The following is a 20,803-nucleotide window of genomic DNA, read 5'->3' on the forward strand; positions in this document are numbered from 1 at the left end:
CACCCAAAAAGCTTTAAAATAACCTCTTTTCTGTTTAAGCCTGATGAAAAGGCGTAAAGCAAAACCAGATTGATTGATAGCCAGTTAAAGATTTGTATCTTTAAACAAAAGAATTTGAATAAAGAACCCCTTTTTTGCTTTGAGTAAATTTAAGATTCTGCCCCAGCCCGACGATACCACCTGTGGTCCCACCAGCCTTCATGCTGTTTATACCTTTTTCAGATATACCGTTAACCTTGATGAGGTAATCGGAAGCGTTAATTACCTGGAAGAAGGGGGTACCTTGGCCGTGTTTTTAGGCCTGGATGCCATCAGCAAAGGTTTTGAGGCAAAAATTTATACCTACAACCTTAAAATGTTCGACCCCAGCTGGAAGGACCTCAGCAAAGATGAACTTCTGCAAAAGCTGGATGCCCAGCTGGCGTATAAAAAAGGAAAAAAGTTTGCCATGGCGACTCAGGCCTATAAACAATTTCTTCAGCAGGGCGGGCAGATTCTTTTTGAAAATCTGGATGAGGATCTTCTTAAAAGCTACCTTCACAACAATATTCCTATTCTCGCGGGACTGAGTGCCACTTACCTGTACCAGTCAAAAAGAGAGTTCACGAACTCTAAGAATCAGTCGATTTTCGATGATCTTAAAGGGGAACCAATGGGCCATTTTGTGGTTTTAACCCGTATGGAAGAGGATCATGTATGGGTAGCCGACCCCTATAAAGAAAACCCTATCTCTCAGAATAATTATTACAAGATTGAAATTAAGCGACTCATTAATGCCGTTCATCTGGGAATCCTTACCTACGATGCCAACATCCTTATCGTAGCTCCGAAAAAGCTTTTATGAAAAAAATAATAGTCACCACTCACCCTCACCTGCTGAAACTGAACATTCAGGGAGTGCAGGTAATATCCCCTAAAAATTACCTGGCCCAGTCTGAACTGAGCAAAGAAAAAAATGTAAGGGTATTTAACCTGTGCAACGATTACCGCTATCAGTCCAAAGGCTACTACGTTTCTTTGCTGGCCGAAGCTAGGGGCCATAACCCTATACCAAATGTAAAGAATATCCAGGATCTGAAAGCGCCTGCAATTGTAAAAATTGTTTCGGATGAGCTGGATGAGTTGATGCAGAAGAGCCTCCGTAAAATCAAGAGCAAGGAATTTACCCTCAGTATATATTTCGGCCATAACATTTCCCGGCAGTACGACAAATTAAGCCATGAGCTCCATAAGCTTTTTCAGGCTCCCTTCCTCAGGGCCAAATTTGTATTTAATAAGAAATGGGTACTACAGGGAATTAAACCTATTTCGTTTTCGGAAATACCAGAAGGACACCTGGAATATGTAATGGAATATGCCGGCAGCTATTTTCAGAAAAAGCGGTACGACCAGGCAAAAGTGGTTCGCTATACCTACGATTTAGCCATTTTAATGAATCCGGAGGAAAAGTCACCTCCAAGTAACAAAAAAGCCATTACAAAATTTATAGATGTTGCTGAAAAGAATGGCTTTTATGTTGAGCTGATAACCAAGGAGGACTATGACCGTCTGGCAGAGTTCGATGCCTTGTTTATCCGCGAAACCACCAGTGTAAACCACTATACCTACCGCTTTGCCCGCAGGGCACAGTCAGAAGGACTGGTGGTACTGGACGATCCGGACTCCATTCTGAAGTGTACTAATAAAGTATACCTGGCGGAGATTCTGGATATTGCCAAAATACCACAGCCAAAGACAGTTATTGTTCATTCCGAAAATAAAGCGTCCATTAAAAAAGAGCTTGGCCTTCCCTGCGTATTAAAGCTGCCTGATTCTGCCTTCTCGCTTGGGGTAAAAAAGGTAAAGACGGAGGAAGAGCTAAAAGAGCAATTAGGTAAAATGCTCAATGCCAGCGAACTGGTCATTGCCCAGGAGTACCTGCCAACCGATTTCGACTGGCGAATTGGGGTACTGGATAAACAGGTACTGTATGCCTGCAAATATTTTATGGCCAAAGGACACTGGCAAATCTATAACTGGGATAACGAAAATAAAGATGATGTGGAAGGAATGTTTGAAACCGTTCCACTGGACCAGGTTCCAGCAAAGGTGTTAGAGACCGCCATCAAAGCCACCAGCCTCATTGGCAACGGGCTTTACGGAGTTGACATTAAAGAAAGTAATGGCAAGGTTTATGTGATAGAAGTAAACGATAACCCAAACCTCGATGCAGGCATTGAAGACCAGATTCTGGGAGACGAGCTATATGGCCGTATTATAAAAACATTTAAAAATCGTATTGAACAATCGCATTATTAATCTTTAATTATGGCCTATCGCATTTTTGAAGTATTTGGCGTAGAACTGGAGTATATGATCGTTGACCGCGATACCCTTGCGGTTAAACCTATCGCCGACGAATTACTAAAAAAAGTTACCGGCGCTTATGTCTCTGATTTTGAGAACGGTGAAATTGACTGGTCCAACGAACTGGTAAACCACGTTCTGGAGATAAAAACACATCGTCCTGCCTCTTCCCTGCTAAAGCTCGACCAGCATTTTGCCGGAAATGTTCAGCAAATCAATGAGCTGCTCGAACCTTTTAATGCCATGCTCCTTCCTTCGGGTGTTCACCCGTTTATGGATCCTTTTACTGAAATGAAGCTGTGGGAGCATGAATATAACGAAATATACAACCTTTACAACCGTATTTTCGACTGCCGTGGCCATGGGTGGGCTAACCTGCAAAGCACACATATTAATTTGCCCTTCCAGGGTGATGAAGAGTTTAAGAAACTTCATGCCGCCATCCGGATGCTCCTGCCTGTTATACCAGCCCTGAGTGCCAGCACCCCCATGCTCGACAGTAAGCTTACAGGCTTTGCCGATGCCAGACTGGAAACTTATAGACATAACCAGAAAAAGCTCCCTATCATAGCTGGTAAGGTGGTACCAGAGGCCGTATTTAGCAAACAGGCTTACCACGAGCAGATATTCAATCCCATTCGTGAAGCCATCCGCCCATACGATACAGAGAATATCCTGGACCAGCACTTTCTCAATTCAAGGGGAGCCATCGCTCGTTTTGACAGGGGAGCTATTGAAATCCGCATCATCGATATACAGGAATGTCCTGCAGCAGATTTGGCCATTCTTTCCACTATTGTGGAAGTATTGAAGCTGATGGTGAGCGAAAAGTGGTCTTCTACAGAAGCGCAAATGAACTGGCATGAAGATACCCTTGCTGCCATTTTCCTCGATGTGGTAAAAGAGGGCGAAAATGCAAAAATTGAAGATAAAGAATATCTCCGGATGTTTGGCCTTGGCGAAGAAACCCTGACGGCTGGGGAGTTGTGGGCATTTTTGCTCCCTGATGTGAGGGAGAATCTTTCAGCTGAGCATTATATGACCATCAGTAAAATAATTGGCCATGGAACACTTTCGAACCGTATAAAAAAGGCCCTGGGCGAGCAACCGGATAAAGAGAAAATAATAGAGGTGTATCGCCAGCTGGCAAATTGCCTGCAGCATAACCACCTGTTTGTATAATGGGCAAATGGATTATTAGCTGTGAACATGGCGGCAATAAAATCCCTGCCGCCTACGTTCCTTTTTTCGATAAGGCAGAACAGGTACTGCAATCCCACCGGGGTTATGACCCCGGGGCTTATGAATTGTTTCAGCTCCTGTCAAAAGAGCTGGCGGATTTTTCCTTGTTCTCCCACACCAGCAGATTATTAGTGGAACTTAACCGCTCTCTCCACCACCCCAGCCTTTTTTCTTCTTTCACCAAAAACTCATCAGCGGCCGTAAAAAAGGAAATTATTGCCAGCTACTACCTGCCCTACAGGAAAATGGTAGAAGAAAAAATTCAGGAGTATCTAAAAGAAGAAGAGCAGGTCATCCATCTTTCTATCCACAGCTTTACACCTGAACTCAATGGAGAGGTAAGAAATGCTGATGTCGGGCTTCTGTATGACCCTTCAAGAAAGGCGGAAAAAAGCTTTTGTGTAAGCTGGAAAGAAAACCTGAAGAAAGAGTGGCCAAATGCCCGTATAAGAATGAATTACCCTTACCAGGGAAAAGCCGATGGTTTTACCACTTATTTAAGAAAGCGGTATCAGAGCGGGTACATTGGTATAGAACTTGAACTCAATCAAAAGCATGCTGGCTATATACCTGCCTATACTGCCGTTCTCAAAAGCCTTCAGCATTTAAAAGAGGAGTGGGCAAAATAGTGGATACAAAGGGAGAATTTTAATCTTCCACCAGAACTCCTTTATGCTCCTGAATAGTAAACTTAAACCGGCTTCCCTTTCCCAGGTAACTTTCTACCCAAATTCTGCCTCCCCACTTTTCCACAAACTCTCGACAAATAGCCAGACCAAGATTTCTTTCTTCCTGCCTGAAGCTCGCGGCCATGGAGGTTAATTTCTTACCACGGAATAATTGAGCCACCTGCTCTCTACTCATTCCCAACCCATTATCAGCCACTTCTATCAGGCATATCCCCTCTTTTACAGAAGCACTTATCCTTACCATTCCTTTTTCCAGCGAAGATTTCAGCGCATTTACCAAAAGGTTCCGGAGCACGAGCTGCAGGAGATTTTTATCGGCCAGCACATATATGGCAGGGTCTGTTTCGTTCTCCAGTCCCACTCCTTTTATCTCTGCCTCCTGTCTGTACAGCATTACGCTTTCCTCGATAAGCTGATAAAGATTTACCTGAACCGGTTTATAAACAAAACCATTCATCTGGTCTTGTGCCCAGGCAAGCAAGCTATCCATGCGATTCAGTTGCTGTCCAATCTGCTGGCTTAGATCACCGCAGTATTTCTGCAGCTCCGCTTTGGAAAGTTGTTTCTGATGAAAGAGATTTAAAACACCCAGGGTAGAGATCAGAGGTCCTTTCACATCGTACGAAAGCGTAGATAGCAACTGGTCCTTCAATTGGTTCAACTGCTTCATTTCTTCTTTCTGATGCGCAAGAGCATCCCGCTGTGAAACAACGGCTGATGTCCGTTTTTCCACCATACTACCGAGCTGCACATTTATGGCCTTCAGCATCCGAATCCGCCAGAGAAAAAGGATTCCGGCGAATGAAAGGATAAGCAAAAGGGAAAGAACCTGAAACCACCTGTGTTCATAAAAATACGCCTGCTGAATAAATGAAATGCTGGAAGGCTCCTGACTCCATACACCATCTTCATTAGCCGCTCTCACCCGAAAGGTATATGCTCCTGCTGGTATATTGGTGTAATAAGCAATTCTTCTTGTGCCTGCTTCATGCCAGATATTTTCAAAATTTTCCAGCTGATACTGAAAACGGGTAGCAGCTGGCGCACGGTAGTTAAGACCTGTATAGGCAAACTCAAAATATTTTGTTCCTGCCGGAAATTGAATAGCTCCCTGAGCCGAATACTCGATGTCAGCCCCAGCTCTTACCTTTTCAATAATGACTTCAGGTACTCTTGAATTTTGTGGTACCTGCTCCGGGTCGATGGCACTAACTCCTTTTAATGTAGCAAACCATAGCTGTCCGTTACCATCCATTGCTCCCCTGGAAGAAGGGGTAATCTGGCTACTGCCTAAACCGCCGGCTTTTGTAAAATGCTTATAGTCCGATTCCTGCAATGGTAAATCTCCTTCAGCAAAAGCATACAGCTTTTTTCCCGGAAGCTTAAATATTCCGCGGTTTGTACTTAGCCAAAAGCCTCCGATGCTGTCTTCCTGTATCTGAAAAAATGTATTTGCAAATAAGCCCTCCCGTTCACTTTTAGTTTTCAGCTTTCCATTCCTGAGAAGGCTAATGCCATTGTTGGTCATAAACCAAATACTGCCATAACTATCCTGATATATATCAAATACCACTTCGCTTGCCAGCTGCCCCGAAGGAGCAAAAAGGCGCAATTCCCCCTGCTCTAAAAAATAAACGCCATTGCCATTTGTTCCAATCCATAGTCTTCCCTGCCTGTCCCGGCAAATCGACATGATGTAATACTGTCTTAAAATTTCTAAGGCAGGAATATCCTGCACCTTTCCTCCTTTAATGCAGTAAAGCCCGCTATTGGTCCCTACCCACACCTGGCCATCTTCTTCTGCAAAAAGCCGCCGTACCCTTATTTCAGGTTTACCCTCTTTTTCAAGCGCTACTGGTACGAATATTCCCTCTTCAAAAGTGAATAAGCCGGCATAAGTTCCTACAAAAAGTTTCCCTTCCTTGTCCCGGACCATATCCCGAATGCGATTTACCATTTCACCTTTACCTGCTCTGAATGATTTGAGGTGTTGGTCTGCCGTTAAAAAAGCCATTCCGTTATCCGTTCCTATCCAAACCCCTTCATCATCCGGATATACGCTGTGTATTACTTCATTCGGAAGACCTTCGAGGAGGGTATAATTTCTGAACTTCCCATCCCGAAGCCGCATAAATCCACTTCGGTAGGTGCCAAACCAAATACTGCCTTCATTGTCGCTGTATACCGCCTGCACATTATCTTCCCCGGCCTCCCCTTCTACTGTTAGAAGTTCGAGCTTTTCATTTGCCAGCCTTAAAAGCCCTGCGTCTGTCCCGAACCAAATAGTTCCCAGCTTATCCACCTCTATGCCATTCACAAAAGTTTTTAAATGAGGAGCCACATCTTCTATCTTCTCTCCCTTCATTAATGAAATACCCTCTTCCGTTCCAATCCATAGCCGGCCATCCTTTCCCAATTCAAGGGAGCGGATAAAATTGCTTGCCAGGCCATGAGTGGTTGTATACTGCCGGAGACCAGATACATCATATCGCCACAGGCCTTTTCCAAGGGTACCAATCCAAAGGGCTTCCGTGGTTTGGAGCAGGCAGTAAACGTTAAGCTCAGAGAGTGGTTGAGGTAGCTCCTTTAACTCCCCGTCTACAAAATAAGAAAGGCCTCCACGGCTGCCAATCCAGAGGTTACCCCTTTCATCTTCAGCAAAGGAAGTTACTGTTCCATTCGGGAGAGCAGCATTAAAAGAAGGAATTTTAAATTCTTCACTTTCATACACCAGAACTCCTTTCCCGTTAGAGCCTATCCACAGCCGCTCCCGGCTATCTTCAAAAACGGTGAGGAGGCTGCTTGTACCAAAAGAAGGAGTATTCCGCTGGTTAAACACTTTAGCCTTTAAACCATCGAATCGTACGAGTCCATCGTAGGTAATCAGCCAGAAGTACCCATTACCTGCCTTCAGGTGGGCCATTACCGAATTATTCGGAAGGCCATCTTCGGTTGTCCAGGCATCGAGCATAAATTGGGTAAGCACTTTAGAGGTATCAGGTGCCTGTGGCTGAGGTAGAGGCGACTGCGCATAAAAGAGAGAAGGGATCAGACACAAAAAGACAATAGCAACTGATCGCAGGAGAAAACTGGCTTTGTAAAAATAGTAAAGCATAGGTAAAACCTTGATAAACAAAGGTCAATAAAAAGCTGGATAAATACAAAAAAAAATCTTGATAAAGAATTAATGACCAGGAAAATAAAAGAGGAGACTTTTAGAGGAAGAAGCAGAAGGAAGGCACGTTAAGAATTCTGCAAAGACATAAAATTAAGTTGAACGTTCAGCACATAAGGAAGTTCAATCATACTGAAGTTCCTTCACCTGTTCATTTTTTTCCAGCTCTTTTCTGCCATAAGCTTTATTCTTTGCCCAGTAGCTGGCAGCATATTTTTCAACATCCAGCCCAAGCAAATCTCTGCCCCAAATATAAATATCATGGGCAAAGACCTTCCAGACTCCTCCATCAGTAAAACGGCGACTGGAAGTAAGAGTAGACTTTCGAATCAATTTTAATTTTCCGTATTTTTGAAGATTCCTGCACAGGTAAGCTGCTTCAAGAAGATTTCGCTCGGGCCATCCTCCGGCCTTTAAATAGGCATCGCGGCGGACAAATATACCTTGGTCGCCATAAAACCGTTTGCGGTAGCGGTACCGGATCCGGTTAACAAGGGTTATTAAATAAAGGGGAATACTAAAGCGATCGAAGGAAAACTCAAAAGCCCCGCCAACTACTTTTGGATCTTTAAGAGAGTTTTTAATTTCCGAATCGTAATGCTCCGGTACAATGGTATCGGCATCCAGGAAAAATAAAACATCGCCCTGAGCAATATTAGTAGCCATTCGTAATGCCCTGCATTTTTTACCCGCCATCCGCGGATTAACAATTGTAACGACCTCTTCATGCTCAATTTCTTTTAAAGTGCCGTCCGTTGAGCCGCTGTCAATTACAATAATTTCATACAGGGGCTGATCGGCCCTCTCCAGAAGAGTTTGGAGGGTTTTTCTTATGGTGGCTCCCTCATTGAAGGTAGGAATAATAACACTTAATCTCATCAGGAAAAACGGAAGTCGCTCAAGAAGGATTTAGAATAGTACTCAAGCATATACTATTTCTCAGCCTCACTTTAGAAGTGGGCTAACAGCTTTAACTCCGTAGAATTTAAAAGGTTTCGTTTATTTTGAAGTTATTTCAATCTTTCTTCTCTCTAATATTCTTTCTGCCGGTCTACCTGGTTTTGTAGTTTTTCTCCTGCCATCATTCTCAGGTAGTTAGCGATAATTTGTGGAATGGCAGCATCGGGCTGCGTTACACTGGCAATATGCGGGGTAATTAAAATAGAAGGATGGTTCCAGAAAGGATGTACTTCAGGCAAAGGTTCTTTCTGAAATACATCCAGCAATGCAGTGCCAATATAACCTTTTTCCAGGGCTTGCAATAAATCATCTTCCACCAAATGTTCCCCCCTTGCAACATTGATGAGAAAGGTACCTTTCCTGCAGTTTTTAAATAACTGCAGGTTAAGAAAACCTCTGGTTTCTGAAGTAAGCGGTAACAAACATATTAAAACATTTACCTGCTGAAGAAAATCGAGCAGCTCAGGCTGGCCTGCAAAACTCCGTACCCCCGGCACCTCTTTCCTGCTATGACTATAGCCGGAAACCGGAAAACCTAATGCCACCAGCTTTCGGGCAATGTCAGTTCCTAAAGTTCCCATTCCTAAAATCCCTATCCGGATGGGCCTTTCGGGTTCATCGCTGTATCCCCACTTATTCTGTTGCTGAAGTAAAGGATATTCCTCCATCCGCTTATGGTAACCTAAAACCGCTGCCAGCAGGTAATTACTCATACTCCTGGTAAGCTGTTCGTCTACAATGCGGGTAATCTGCCAGTGGGACGGCATATTTTTATCCTGCATAATATGGTCAACCCCGGCTCCCATGGAGCTGACCAGCCGCAGTTCAGGAAACTGGTACAGGCTCTGGTGCGGATGCTTCCATACCACGGCCATTTTTATCTTTTCCGGTTCCGGAACCTCAGGCCAAACCCAAACCGGTACTTCTTCTCCCTGCCTGCTGGCCTCCTCCCGAAGCTTCTCCTGCCAGTATTTTAAATTATTTTTTTTTGGTGCGATGAGTACGATCGCCATAGTTCGTTTCTGTTTTACTTACCCAGGGGTTGTTAAGGATGCTAAATCGCCAGGGCAAAAGAGCATCTTCTTCGGCATAAGCAATGCCTACCCTCGGTCTTGCCAATATTTCTTTTTCTTCTATAATGGTTTGCCTGTCTTCGAGCCAGATAATATTTCCATTCAACGGAAGCCCATAATGGTCTCTACCGATTCCTAAAGCCTGGCTCAGCACACCAGGACCTGCCGATAAGCGTTTCTCCGGCTTTTCCAATCCACGGCGGTCCATCATTATCTCCAAACCTTCAACAGGCTCAATTCCGCGAATTAACACCGCATCTGCCTGACCTTCATCATTGGTTACAATGTTAAATAAATAATGGATACCGTAGGTCAGATACACATAAGCAACTCCACCCGCCTGATACATGATTTCCGTACGAGGGGTTCGGCGGCCGCCAAAAGAGTGGCAGGCTTTATCGGTACGGCCATTGTAAGCCTCCGTTTCCACAATCATCCCTCCCGTAAGTACTCCGTCTATACGGGTAAATAAATACTTACCTAGGAGTTCTCTGCTAATCTGGACAACATCTTGGCGCTGGTAAAAGGAAAGGGGTATTTTACTCATTCGTACTTCTTTTTACCCGGTATACAGCTCTTGCCTGGGCAATAACGGAATCATCCCCTTCGTGCTGGGCGGTCATTTGTGTAAACACCAGGGAGGCACCATTTTTTATAATTCTTCCTTTCACAATAATGTCTTCAGGTCGGCCAGGGAACAAATAATCCACGTGCATATCCACAGTGGCAATTAAGTCGGCAGCTGTTTTTAATGTGGTTATTCCGGCGGCTCCCCCTGCAGCATCCATGGCGGTGCTAATTACGCCGCCATGGATGCGGTTGGTTCTTGGGTCGCCTACCAGCTCCATCTTAAACGGAATTCGAATAGAGGCATAACCTGTTTTCATTTCGATGAGCTGAAGGCCCAGCACCTGGTGAAAAGGAATAATCCTTTCCATAATGTTTCGATAGTTTTCAATATTGAACATCTGTTCCTGAGCTTAAAAAGATGGATGCTGCTGCAAATTTTAAATTAATTAAATTGGATGGCAAAACATCAAAATCTACAAAAAATTTGCAATCTTTACAGTAAGGCATCCTTTTTAATTGAAGGTGCCTGCAAACAGTTTTTTTTAGATAAAATTCATTTTCAAATGAAAAAGCTTTTTTTAAAGAAGTGGATACTGCTATTAGCCCTGTGCGGCAGTATGCACCTTGCACAGGCTCAAATCGAAATGCCGCAGGCCAGCCCTCCTGCAACCCTGGAAACAACTGTAGGACTTACAGATGTGGTAGTTGATTATTCCCGCCCCGGCTTGAAGGGTCGCGGCAAAAAGATTTTTGGAGAACTGATTCCTTACGGCGAGGTATGGAGAACAGGTGCCAATGAATCGACCAAAGTTACTTTCGAAGATAGTGTAAAAATTGCAGGCCAGTCTTTGCCTCCGGGTACCTATGCTCTCTATACCATTCCTGGTATCGGCGAATGGACGGTTATTTTTAGCAATAATACTGAGTTGTGGGGAGATTCAGGCTATAATCCTGAGGATGATGCCCTTCGTGTAAAGGTAAAACCTACCACCATTCCTTATCCGGTAGAAACCTTTACCATTGACTTTTCCAATTACACAAAAAACAGTGCCGACCTTAACATTAGCTGGGATAACACCATGGTGAGTGTTCCGATAGAAACCGCTGTAGATGATGTGGTAATGGCACAAATAAAAGAATTAACCAAAGTTTCTCCCAATGTTTTTTATCAGGCAGCCCGTTATTACCAGGAAAATAACAAAGACCTCAACCAGGCGCTGCAATGGATTAATCAGGCGATTTCAGGCCGGGAGCACTTTGTATTTTACAATGTGAAGTCGAAAATTCTGGCAGATATGAAAAATTACAAGGAAGCGATAAAAGCAGCGGAGAAATCGAAAGAACTGGCGGCCAAAGAAAATAATCAGGATTACGTTAAAATAAACGAAGAGCTTATCACACGCTATAAGGCCATGAAATAACCTTCCGGCGATGGAAATAAAAAGAGGCTGGTTCTGTAGTTCAAGACCAGCCTCTTTTTTATGTTTCTATACCTAACCCTATAAATTACAGACTCCTCCTCACCGCTTTTCACTCCGCCATCACTCAACAGCATTGGCCTTACGGCTCGTGCACAAAAAAATGAGCGGAACTTAAGAGCTTTAAATCACTACTTCCTCTTCTGTTTCCTTCTATCTTTTTACCTTTTTCCGATTTTCTAATTCCTGGAAGAGGAGCCCCAGAATAATCACTACACCACAACCAAGCGGATTCAGCCAAAGGAAAGCAAGATCGGTGGTAAAATAGCAGATAACTACAAATGCTTCTGCCAGCAAGGCTGCATAAAACACGGCATTGGACTTAACTCTTTTGATGTAAAAAGCGACAAGAAAAATACCCAGTATACTTCCATAGAAAAGAGAGCCCAAAATGTTTACCGCCTCAATAAGGTTATCCAGAAGAGTGGCATAGGTGGCAAATGCAATAGCCAGAAGTCCCCACAAAACCGTAAACAATTTAGAGCTTTGCAAATAATGTACTTCACTGGCTTCTTTTTTAATTGATCTTTTATAAATATCTACCGTGGTGGTGGAAGCCAGAGCATTGAGTTCACCAGCAGTGGAAGACATTGCGGCCGAAAAAATCACTGCCAGCAAAAGGCCAATTAAACCATGCGGCAGGTAGTTCATAATAAAAGTAATAAAAACGTAATCGGTATCTTTGGGCTCTGCCAGCGGATCTGCCGCAACAATTACTTCCTTCACCTCCATGCGAATTGCATCTTCTTTTTCCTGTAAAAGCTCTGCTTTGGTATATAGTTCCCGGGCTAATGCTCCTTCCTGCCTCAGCGCCTGCGCCAACGTCTCTCTTTTTTCCAGAAAAACAGCCGTAAATTCCTCCTCTAATTCCGCCAGCTGTTCCCCTTCTACCGTATGGACTATCTTTTCCTTTACGGCTTCATTAAAAAATACCGGGGGCTGATAAAACTGGAAGAACACAAAAACCATGGCACCGATAAAAAGAATCAGGAACTGCATAGGAATCTTTACCAGGCCGTTCATCAGCAATCCAAGGCGACTTTCTGTTATAGACTTACCCGAAATATACCGCTGAACCTGCGACTGGTCTGTACCAAAATAGGAGAGGAATAAAAAGAAACTTCCCAGCATGCCCGACCATAGGGTGTAACGGTCTTCAAAATCCAGTGAAAGATCTACCAGGTGCAGCTTTCCCATATTGCCAGCCACCTCTACCGCTTCGCTAAAGCCAATTCCTTCAGGCAGCTTCCAGATTAACACCAGCAGGGCCACTACCATTCCTCCCATCATCACTGCCATTTGCTGCTTCTGCGTCTGGCTTACTGCCCGGGTGCCTCCGCTTACCGTATAAATAATCACCAGTAGCCCTATTATAAGGTTCGTGAGAGTTAAAGGCCAGCCCAGTATAGAGGAAAGTATAATAGCCGGCGCATAAATAGTGATACCTGCTGCCAGCCCTCTCTGTATCAGAAAGAGAAGAGCGGCCAGCGTACGGGTTTTTAAATCGAAGCGTGTTTCAAGATACTCGTAAGCGGTATAAACCTTTAAGCGGTAATAAAGGGGAATTACCGTTACCGAAAGCACCACCATTGCCAGCGGCAGGCTAAAGTAAAACTGGATAAAGCGCATCCCGTCTTCAAAAGCCTGCCCCGGCGTAGACAGAAAGGTGATGGCACTGGCTTGCGTGGCCATAACCGATAAGCCAATCGTCCACCATTTCATGCTCTTGTCACCGAGCAAATAAGATTCTATATTCTGGCTCCCCCGGGTTTTGTACACTCCATAAATTACAATCGAGAGCAGGGTCCCGAACAGAACGATCCAGTCAATTATATTCATTGTAGAGCAATCAGTGGAAGGAAAGCGTGATCAGGTAGTAAAGAATAATCTGGACAACTAAAAAGCCGATGACTACGGCGTAGATATTTTTCCAGCTCCCCAGAATGGGAGGCTTTTCATTTAAAGGATCCTGCGCTTGCTGCTTCATCAAAATCGGAACTTGAAAGTTGGCGAAGCAAAATAAGGAAATATCAGGAATAAAACCGGTTTATGCGCGCTCGCTTTTGAATGCAGCACGCTTAATTCTGCCATCCTGCAAGATGCATTCAACTAAACAATAATTCTTTTATAGCGGTTGAAAAGCTGTTGCCTAATTGCTGCGGTAATAAAAAGATAGTTTTGCTATTTTCAAAAGCAGTTTACCTTTGTAAAAAAAAACAGAATCCGGTGTACGATATAATTGTAATTGGCGGGGGCATTGTGGGCCTCGCTACCGCCCTTCAGCTTCAGAAGCAAAAACCAAAGCTAAGAATACTCATTCTTGAAAAGGAAAAACAGCTGGCCGCTCACCAAACCGGCCATAACAGTGGTGTAATCCATTCGGGCATTTATTATAAACCGGGTAGCCTCAAAGCCAGAAACTGTTTTAACGGTTACCACCAACTGCTCAGCTTCTGCCGCGAGGAAGAAATCCCTTTCGAGCTATGCGGGAAAATTATTGTAGCCACCAGCCAGGAAGAACTTCAACCCCTTGAAAATATTTACCAGCGTGGTATAGCAAACGGCCTTAACGACATTAAAAAGCTGCAAAAGGAAGAGCTTCATGAGTATGAGCCGCATGTAAATGGCATAGCCGGTCTTTTTGTGCCGCAAACCGGCATTATCAATTATAAACGGGTGGCCCAAAAGTATGCAGAAAAACTACAAGAGGGAGGCGCCACCATTTTGCTGATGCACGAGGTACGGAACATCCGCCAGAGAAGCCATGGTACGGAAGTCATTACCAATAGAGGCACCTTTACCTCCAAGCTTATGATTAACTGTGCCGGCCTCTACTCCGATAAGGTAGCACGAATGACTGGCCAGTCCATGGACTTAAAGATCGTTCCTTTCCGGGGAGAGTATTATGAGCTGGCGCCTGAAAAGCAACACCTGGTTCGAAATCTAATCTACCCGGTACCCGATCCTAATTTCCCATTCCTGGGGGTTCACTTTACCAGAATGATAGAAGGAGGCATTGAAGCGGGCCCGAATGCTGTACTTGCTTTTGCGCGGGAAGGATATAAAAAATCAGACATCAACCTGGCAGAGCTGGCGGAAACGCTTAGCTGGCCTGGCTTTCAAAAAGTAGCTGGTAAATACTGGAAAACCGGCATGGGAGAAATGTACCGCTCCTTCTCAAAAGCAGCCTTTACCAAAGCCCTTCAAAAATTGATGCCCGAAATCAGGGAAAGTGACCTTAAACCGGGTGGTGCAGGGGTTCGTGCACAGGCCTGTGACCGGGATGGAGGATTGCTGGATGACTTCCTGATACTGGAGAGCAGAGGTGTGGTAAATGTTTGTAATGCCCCCTCCCCTGCAGCTACCTCTTCTCTGGCTATTGGCGAAACGGTGGCTGGTCTTGCCCTTCAGCAATTTCATAATTAAACAGAAAGCTACTCCAATAAGGAAGCCCAGGACCACCAGCCATCTTGGGCTCACTACTGCTGCTCCGGAACAGCAGGAGCAGAGGCAAATTCCAGGGCTCTTCGTTCAGCCCAGTTCATTGACTGCCCTGCAAGGCTAAAGCCGACATGCCCGCCCTTTTCCGGCACTTCCAGGTAAACAAATGGATGGTCTCGTGCCAGTTCCACGGGGTAGCAGCTTTCGGGCAGCATCGGATCATTTTTAGCATTTACAATGAGGGTAGGAACACGGATAGCGGGAATATAGCGGTTGGCGCTGGCCTGCTGGTAAAAGTCATCTGCGTCTTTAAAACCATGGAGAGGGGCGGTAAATCGACCATCAAACTCCGGAAAGTGCTCTATTTTTTCATAGCCTTCGCAGTCAATCAGGCCTGGCATCTGGTTAGCCTTTGCCTTTATCTTTTTACCTAGTTTTCGCAGAAATCGCTTCCGGTAAAACGCATTTCCTTTTTCTGAAAGTGCTCTTGCACTCCCTCCTAAATCACAGGGAACGGAAAAGACAATTGCCCTTGACAGAACCTCCGGCAGCTGCTTTCCGTGAGTGCCCAGATACTTTAAGGTGATGCTGCCCCCCATACTAAAGCCTACCAAAACCAGCTTTTTATAATTTTCCTTTAGCGCATACTGCACCACTGCATCCAGGTCATCACTTACCCCGTGGTGGTACATTCTCTGCGCTCTGTTCAGTTCACCACTACAGGTACGGCAGTTCCATGCCAGCACATCCCAGCCATTCTGCGCAAAGGCTTTTGCCATTCCCTGAATGTAGGGTCGGGATGTATCTCCCTCCAGGCCATGGGAAAGAATCACCAGCTGATCATGCCCTCCCTGTAACCAGTCAAGGTCAAGAAAATCATCATCAGGGGTAGTAATACGCTCCCGGATGTAAGGCGGAATTTTCACCCGCCGAAGAGCACTGGGCACAATAGTTTCGAGATGGGGGTTGAAGAGGTAAAAGGGTCGTTCGGTATACGAAGAAGATTTAATCAGTGGCATAGTTAAAGAAGCAGGAAACTATACAGGAACAGTAAAATTACACCAATTCCTTTATTTTTGTTTGCCTAAGTACGTAATTTGAGAAGAGGGCCGGGAGCAAAAGAAGCCAGCACTGGACAAAACCCGGCAAATACCCAAAGCTTTCGACTTCAGTTTTGCTGCTGGTTTGTTCTCAGCTGATGCAGGGTACCGGCAAACTTTCAGAAAAAAAAGCAGGCAGAGACAAATATTTTCAGAACTTTTAATCGATAAAAATAGATGGATCAGCGAATAGCAGATATCCGAAAAGACTACACCAAGCGGGTGCTGAACCGGCAGGAAACTGTTGAAAACCCTATCGAACAGTTCCGCCGCTGGTTTAAGGAGGCACAGGAGGCAGAGGTACCGGAAATAAATGCCATGAATCTTTCTACAGTTGGCAAAAACGGACGTCCTTCTGCCCGTATCGTGCTCCTGAAGGATATTACGGAGAAAGGCTTTGTCTTTTACACCAACTACCAGAGCCGGAAGGGGAAAGAGCTGGAAGAGCACCCTTTCGCTGCCCTTACCTTTTTCTGGCCTGAACTGGAACGACAGGTACGGGTGGAAGGAAAGATTAAAAAGGTGGACCAGGCTACCGCAGAGGCCTATTTCTCCAGCAGGCCGAGAGGAAGCCAGCTGGGAGCATGGGCATCGCCCCAAAGCCAGGAAATTGATAAACGAGGCTTACTGGAGGTGCGGGAAAAGGAGTTTGAAGAAAGGTTTGCGGAAAATCCTATCCCTAAACCAGAGCATTGGGGAGGTTATGAATTAATCCCGGACTATGTAGAGTTTTGGCAGGGCCGCAGCAGCCGCCTGCACGACCGCATAGCGTATGATCTGGTAAATGGAACCCAATGGCAGCGAAAAAGGCTGGCACCGTAATGTGCTCCCTTTGTGGATCACCCTTATCTTTATTCATCTAAAGATAAGGCTCCAGCAGAATTTTATTTAAGTCCCAGCTACAGTACATCATACAAGCTCTTCACTCCTATCTGCTTGTGAAGGGTAAAACCTTCGCCGAAGGTAACGCCAATGGATTGCCCATACTCCCGTGCCCTTGCTTCGATGAATTTCATAAAGTTTTCGGAGGATATATAGGTCTCCGGCTCATCGCTTTCGGGGTTGAAGAACTGTGAGCCGAAGGCTTTAATGGAAGCGACTTTCTGTTCCCAGTAATCCGACACATCCACCACAAAATCGGGCTGGATGTACTGGCTCTGAATATAGTGGAAGAGCTGGCGGGGGCGCCATGCTTCCTGCGGCTGGCCATCCAGTTCAGTATCTATTTTTCGCAGGCCAGCTAAGAAACAGGAATCGATAGCCAGTTGTGCCCCGCGGCCATGGTCGGGATGGCGATCGGTAACGGCATTGGCCAGCACTATATCAGGCTGGTATTGACGAATCTTCCGGATTACGGCCAGCTGGTGTTCCCGGTCATTCAGAAAGTAAGCATCGGCCAGCCCTAAGTTTTCCCGAACGGATAAGCCCAGAATACTTGCCGAAGCCTCTGCTTCTTCCAGGCGGAGCTCAGGTGTGCCACGGGTACCCATTTCGCCCCTGGTAAAATCAACTATGCCCACTTTCTTGCCCATGGCCACATGCAGAGCAATGGTTCCGCTGCAGGTTAGTTCGGCATCATCAGGATGCGCAGCTAAAACAAGGATATCTAACTTCATATATAAAAATAAAAAAACCACACCTAAAAGGTGTGGCAAATATACTAAAAGCTGTGGCCCTCGCCAGCTTAATTCACGCGTAATCTCTGGCCAATCCTTAGCACGCTGTTCCGGCGGATGCCATTTAAGCGACATAGCTGGTTAATGGAAACCCCATACCGGTTACTAATCTCCGAAAGGGTATCGCCACTCCGTACTCTATGAAAATGGATTTTGCGTGCTTCCTTTACATAGGCAAAAGTGGCAGGGCTAATGGACAGGCTATCCATTGCCAGCTCGTTATCTTCAAAATTGTAGATTTTCTCGGGGTTAATAGGATTCCCCTCGTATCTGAATTCGAAGTGCAGGTGAGGTCCGCTGCTACGGCCTGTATTTCCACCAAGGGCTATCACTTCGCCAGCCTCAACAACATCGCCTACCTCTACCAGCTGCTTGCTCAGGTGGCCGTATAAGGTTTCCAGTCCATTCTTATGGCGTACCAGGAGGTAATAGCCATATCCACTCGGGTCATACTTCTTTATGCGAACAATTCCATCGAACATCGTCCGGACAGAATCGCCTTTATCCAGTTCAATGTCCGTACCATAATGCCAGCGATAGCGCCTGGAACCAAAGTTGGAAGTAATGGGGGTGTCATCTAACGGAGGGGACCAGCCACCAATCTCAAGGGAATCGTACAGCTGCAGGTGTACCGTGTCGGCAAACTTTCCCGGATCGACCTCATAGGGGTTGATATTCCAGCTATCCCACAGGCTGTAGTATTCATGCAGGCTTAACCACTCCTTACTGATTTTCAGATCATCAGAAACCTCCACCATTACTTTCTTTTCGGCCATGGCTGTCTCTTCAAATAACTCCAGCAGTCCTTTTTTTACTTCAGGATCCTCGTCTTCATCTGCAATCAATTCCTCATTATCCAATCCCAATTCTTCACCGCCACCGCCAAAATTCTGTAGCGAATCGGTAAAACTACTTTGCAAAGTATCAGGCGCCACATACTCCACCACCGGAGATTTGGCCCTGAAAAGATTACGAAACCAACCACCTTTTTTCTGAGCATGGGCTGCCGTAGCACCCACCATCAGAAGGCAAATAATTAAAGAACTTACTATATTTTTCACTCTGCTACTGCGACTTCTTTGCTTGCTAAAAAGCGCTCCGCATCCAGAGCTGCCATACATCCTGTTCCTGCTGCTGTTACCGCCTGGCGGTATACGTGGTCCTGCGCATCGCCTGCTGCGAATACACCTTCAATATTTGTTCTGGAAGTACCTGGAATGGTTTGAATATATCCATTCTCATCCATCTTGAGGTAATCTTTAAAAATAGCTGTATTAGGCTGGTGACCAATGGCTACAAAGAAACCCTGTACCGGAATTTCCTTTACCTCACCGCTCTGGTTATTGATTACCCTAACGGCTTCCACTTCATGCTCCCCTAAAATTTCCTCTGTTTCGGTATTCCAGAGCACTTCAATATTTTTTGCTTTTAGCACGCGCTGCTGCATAATGGTGGAGGCACGCATCTCGTTGCGCCGAACCAGCATATATACTTTTTTGCAGAGCTTGCTCAGGTAAGTAGCCTCTTCGCAGGCGGTATCGCCGGCTCCTACTACGGCTACATCCATATTTCTAAAAAAGAAACCGTCGCAAACCGCACAGGCCGAAACACCCTGGCCATTCAGGCGCTGCTCAGATGGCAGTCCCAGCCATTTGGCCGATGCGCCTGTTGAAATAATTACACTTTCTGCGGTAATTTCATGCTTATCGTCTATTACCACTTTGTGAGGATAGCCGCTAAAGTCGACACTGGTGGCTAGGCCGGTTCTTACATCGGTGCCAAAGCGTTCTGCCTGCTGCTGAAAGTCAATCATCATTTGCGGGCCATTGACTCCATCCGGATAACCGGGGTAATTTTCCACATCGTTGGTAATGGTCAGCTGACCACCCGGCTGCTCTCCCATATAAAGTACCGGGTTAAGGCCTGCCCGCGAAGCATAAATTGCTGCGGTATAGCCGGCTGGCCCTGATCCAATAATCAATACTTTTACTTCTTCCTTGGTCATATTATGCGAAGGTAGTTTCTTTTATAAACTGTTTTCGATTGCGAATTTATATAAAGTTACAATAAAAAAAGGTCTCAAACAGGAGACCTTTTATGAATGTAATATGTTTTACTGAATTATCCAAGATAGGGCTTCAAAGCTTTGCTTCTGGAGGTATGGCGCAGCCTGCGAATGGCTTTTTCCTTGATTTGCCTTACCCGCTCGCGCGTCAGGTTAAACTTCTCTCCTATCTCCTCCAAAGTCATGCTGTGTTCACCGTTAAGACCAAAATACAGCGCAATAACATCGGCTTCGCGTTGGGTAAGGGTAGAAAGGGCTCTCTGCACCTCTCTGCGCAGCGAATCATTCATCAGCTCCGCATCGGGGGTTTCTTCCGAATCATTTTCCAGTACATCCAAAAGGCTGTTTTCTTCTCCCTGCACAAATGGAGCATCCATCGATACATGGCGGCCCGATATTTTCATGGTGTCTACCACTTCGCTGGTCGATACTTCAAGGCACTCAGCAAGTTCATCCGGCGAAGGCTCACGCTCGAACTTTTGCTCGAGTTCAGAAAAGGTTTTGGAAATTTTGTTTAAGGAACCTACCCTGTTAAGCGGAAGGCGAACGATGCGGGATTGTTCGGCCAGGGCCTGTAAAATAGACTGGCGAATCCACCAGACAGCATAAGAGATGAATTTGAAACCGCGGGTTTCGTCGAATCGCTGGGCAGCTTTAATCAAACCAAGGTTTCCTTCATTAATAAGGTCTCCTAAAGAAAGGCCCTGGTTCTGATACTGCTTGGCAACTGATACCACAAACCTCAGGTTAGCTTTGGTTAGCTTTTCAAGCGCCATCTGGTCTCCTTCCCGAATCCGCTTGGCTAACTCCACTTCTTCATCTGGCGTAAGCAGGTCAACCTTTCCAATCTCCTGTAAATACTTGTCAAGGGACTGGCTTTCGCGGTTGGTGATTTGCTTACTAATCTTAAGCTGTCTCATTCAGTAAAATTGTTTGATATATGTTCCGGTTTGTGATTGATAACTTTCAGCTAACAGTGCAGGGTAAA

Annotated in this window: 19 protein-coding genes; 7 read left to right on the plus strand and 12 right to left on the minus strand. The window is 45.3% G+C overall.

Annotated elements, in window-relative coordinates:
• The first annotated feature begins 139 nt into the window (after window positions 1-139).
• From F752_RS0101015 to F752_RS0101030, 4 genes are read left to right on the plus strand one after another with little or no spacing between them, the layout of a single operon-like run.
• Window positions 140-844, plus strand: coding sequence for a C39 family peptidase (locus F752_RS0101015; RefSeq protein WP_017729857.1), 705 nt, complete (start codon window positions 140-142; stop codon window positions 842-844).
• Entirely contained in the window at window positions 841-2,298 is a 1,458-nt protein-coding gene (locus tag F752_RS0101020; RefSeq protein ID WP_017729858.1) for a RimK family alpha-L-glutamate ligase, read from the plus strand. The genes F752_RS0101015 and F752_RS0101020 overlap by 4 nt, the downstream gene beginning before the upstream one ends.
• 9 nt (window positions 2,299-2,307) lie before the next feature.
• Entirely contained in the window at window positions 2,308-3,528 is a 1,221-nt protein-coding gene (locus F752_RS0101025) for a carboxylate-amine ligase (RefSeq protein WP_017729859.1), read from the plus strand.
• A complete protein-coding gene (locus F752_RS0101030; protein WP_017729860.1) occupies window positions 3,528-4,217 on the plus strand; it encodes an N-formylglutamate amidohydrolase in 690 nt (229 codons plus the stop codon). The genes F752_RS0101025 and F752_RS0101030 overlap by 1 nt, the downstream gene beginning before the upstream one ends.
• Before the next feature lie 19 nt (window positions 4,218-4,236).
• Here the strand turns inward: F752_RS0101030 and F752_RS0101035 are convergent, their stop codons facing one another.
• The 5 genes from F752_RS0101035 to F752_RS0101055 form a co-directional block, all read right to left on the minus strand.
• Entirely contained in the window at window positions 4,237-7,392 is a 3,156-nt protein-coding gene (locus F752_RS0101035) for a ligand-binding sensor domain-containing protein (RefSeq protein WP_017729861.1), read from the minus strand.
• 183 nt (window positions 7,393-7,575) lie between these two features.
• Window positions 7,576-8,331: a glycosyltransferase gene (locus tag F752_RS0101040; protein ID WP_017729862.1), complete on the minus strand. Its 756-nt coding sequence runs from the start codon at window positions 8,329-8,331 to the stop codon at window positions 7,576-7,578.
• Between the two features lie 152 nt (window positions 8,332-8,483).
• Window positions 8,484-9,425 (minus strand): 2-hydroxyacid dehydrogenase, encoded by a 942-nt coding sequence (locus F752_RS0101045; RefSeq protein WP_017729863.1) that lies wholly within the window; start codon window positions 9,423-9,425, stop codon window positions 8,484-8,486.
• Window positions 9,391-10,032, minus strand: a complete 642-nt coding sequence (locus F752_RS0101050) for a DNA-3-methyladenine glycosylase (RefSeq protein WP_017729864.1) — start codon at window positions 10,030-10,032, stop codon at window positions 9,391-9,393. Before F752_RS0101050 ends, F752_RS0101045 begins: the two co-directional genes overlap by 35 nt.
• A complete protein-coding gene (locus tag F752_RS0101055) occupies window positions 10,025-10,453 on the minus strand; it encodes a hotdog fold thioesterase (protein ID WP_017729865.1) in 429 nt (142 codons plus the stop codon). The genes F752_RS0101050 and F752_RS0101055 overlap by 8 nt, the downstream gene beginning before the upstream one ends.
• 165 nt (window positions 10,454-10,618) lie before the next feature.
• Here F752_RS0101055 and F752_RS0101060 point away from each other — a divergent pair, with 165 nt between their 5' ends.
• Window positions 10,619-11,476, plus strand: a complete 858-nt coding sequence (locus F752_RS0101060) for a DUF2911 domain-containing protein (RefSeq protein WP_026135427.1) — start codon at window positions 10,619-10,621, stop codon at window positions 11,474-11,476.
• 210 nt (window positions 11,477-11,686) lie between these two features.
• On the opposite strand, the gene F752_RS0101065 is transcribed toward F752_RS0101060, so the two are convergent.
• Window positions 11,687-13,372 carry a sodium:solute symporter gene (locus tag F752_RS0101065; RefSeq protein WP_017729868.1) on the minus strand — a complete coding sequence of 562 codons (1,686 nt, stop codon included), beginning with the start codon at window positions 13,370-13,372 and terminating at the stop codon, window positions 11,687-11,689.
• 10 nt (window positions 13,373-13,382) lie between these two features.
• A complete protein-coding gene (locus F752_RS26165) occupies window positions 13,383-13,523 on the minus strand; it encodes a hypothetical protein (protein ID WP_160164067.1) in 141 nt (46 codons plus the stop codon).
• A gap of 236 nt (window positions 13,524-13,759) precedes the next feature.
• Between F752_RS26165 and lhgO the strand changes: the two genes are divergently transcribed.
• Complete coding sequence (lhgO, locus tag F752_RS0101075) at window positions 13,760-14,959, plus strand: L-2-hydroxyglutarate oxidase (RefSeq protein WP_026135428.1); 1,200 nt, start codon at window positions 13,760-13,762, stop codon at window positions 14,957-14,959.
• 53 nt (window positions 14,960-15,012) lie between these two features.
• Here the strand turns inward: lhgO and F752_RS0101080 are convergent, their stop codons facing one another.
• The gene (locus F752_RS0101080) at window positions 15,013-15,993 is read right to left on the minus strand and encodes a YheT family hydrolase (RefSeq protein WP_026135429.1); all 981 of its coding nucleotides are present in this window, start codon (window positions 15,991-15,993) and stop codon (window positions 15,013-15,015) included.
• A gap of 258 nt (window positions 15,994-16,251) precedes the next feature.
• On the opposite strand from F752_RS0101080, the gene pdxH reads away from it, so the two are divergent.
• Window positions 16,252-16,896 carry a pyridoxamine 5'-phosphate oxidase gene (gene pdxH / locus F752_RS0101090; RefSeq protein WP_017729873.1) on the plus strand — a complete coding sequence of 215 codons (645 nt, stop codon included), beginning with the start codon at window positions 16,252-16,254 and terminating at the stop codon, window positions 16,894-16,896.
• A 77-nt stretch (window positions 16,897-16,973) separates the two neighbouring features.
• Here pdxH and bshB1 read toward each other — a convergent pair whose 3' ends face one another.
• The 4 genes from bshB1 to F752_RS0101110 all read right to left on the minus strand — a co-directional run bounded on the left by bshB1 (window position 16,974) and on the right by F752_RS0101110 (window position 20,735).
• The gene (gene bshB1 / locus F752_RS0101095; RefSeq protein ID WP_017729874.1) at window positions 16,974-17,690 is read right to left on the minus strand and encodes a bacillithiol biosynthesis deacetylase BshB1; all 717 of its coding nucleotides are present in this window, start codon (window positions 17,688-17,690) and stop codon (window positions 16,974-16,976) included.
• A gap of 68 nt (window positions 17,691-17,758) precedes the next feature.
• A complete protein-coding gene (locus F752_RS0101100; RefSeq protein WP_236613952.1) occupies window positions 17,759-18,811 on the minus strand; it encodes a M23 family metallopeptidase in 1,053 nt (350 codons plus the stop codon).
• Window positions 18,808-19,755 (minus strand): thioredoxin-disulfide reductase, encoded by a 948-nt coding sequence (gene trxB, locus F752_RS0101105; protein WP_017729876.1) that lies wholly within the window; start codon window positions 19,753-19,755, stop codon window positions 18,808-18,810. Before trxB ends, F752_RS0101100 begins: the two co-directional genes overlap by 4 nt.
• A 116-nt stretch (window positions 19,756-19,871) precedes the next feature.
• Window positions 19,872-20,735, minus strand: a complete 864-nt coding sequence (locus F752_RS0101110) for a sigma-70 family RNA polymerase sigma factor (RefSeq protein WP_017729877.1) — start codon at window positions 20,733-20,735, stop codon at window positions 19,872-19,874.
• Window positions 20,736-20,803 lie beyond the last annotated feature (68 nt).

The organism is Nafulsella turpanensis ZLM-10, assembly GCF_000346615.1.
Taxonomy (GTDB): Bacteria; Bacteroidota; Bacteroidia; order Cytophagales; family Cyclobacteriaceae; genus Nafulsella; species Nafulsella turpanensis.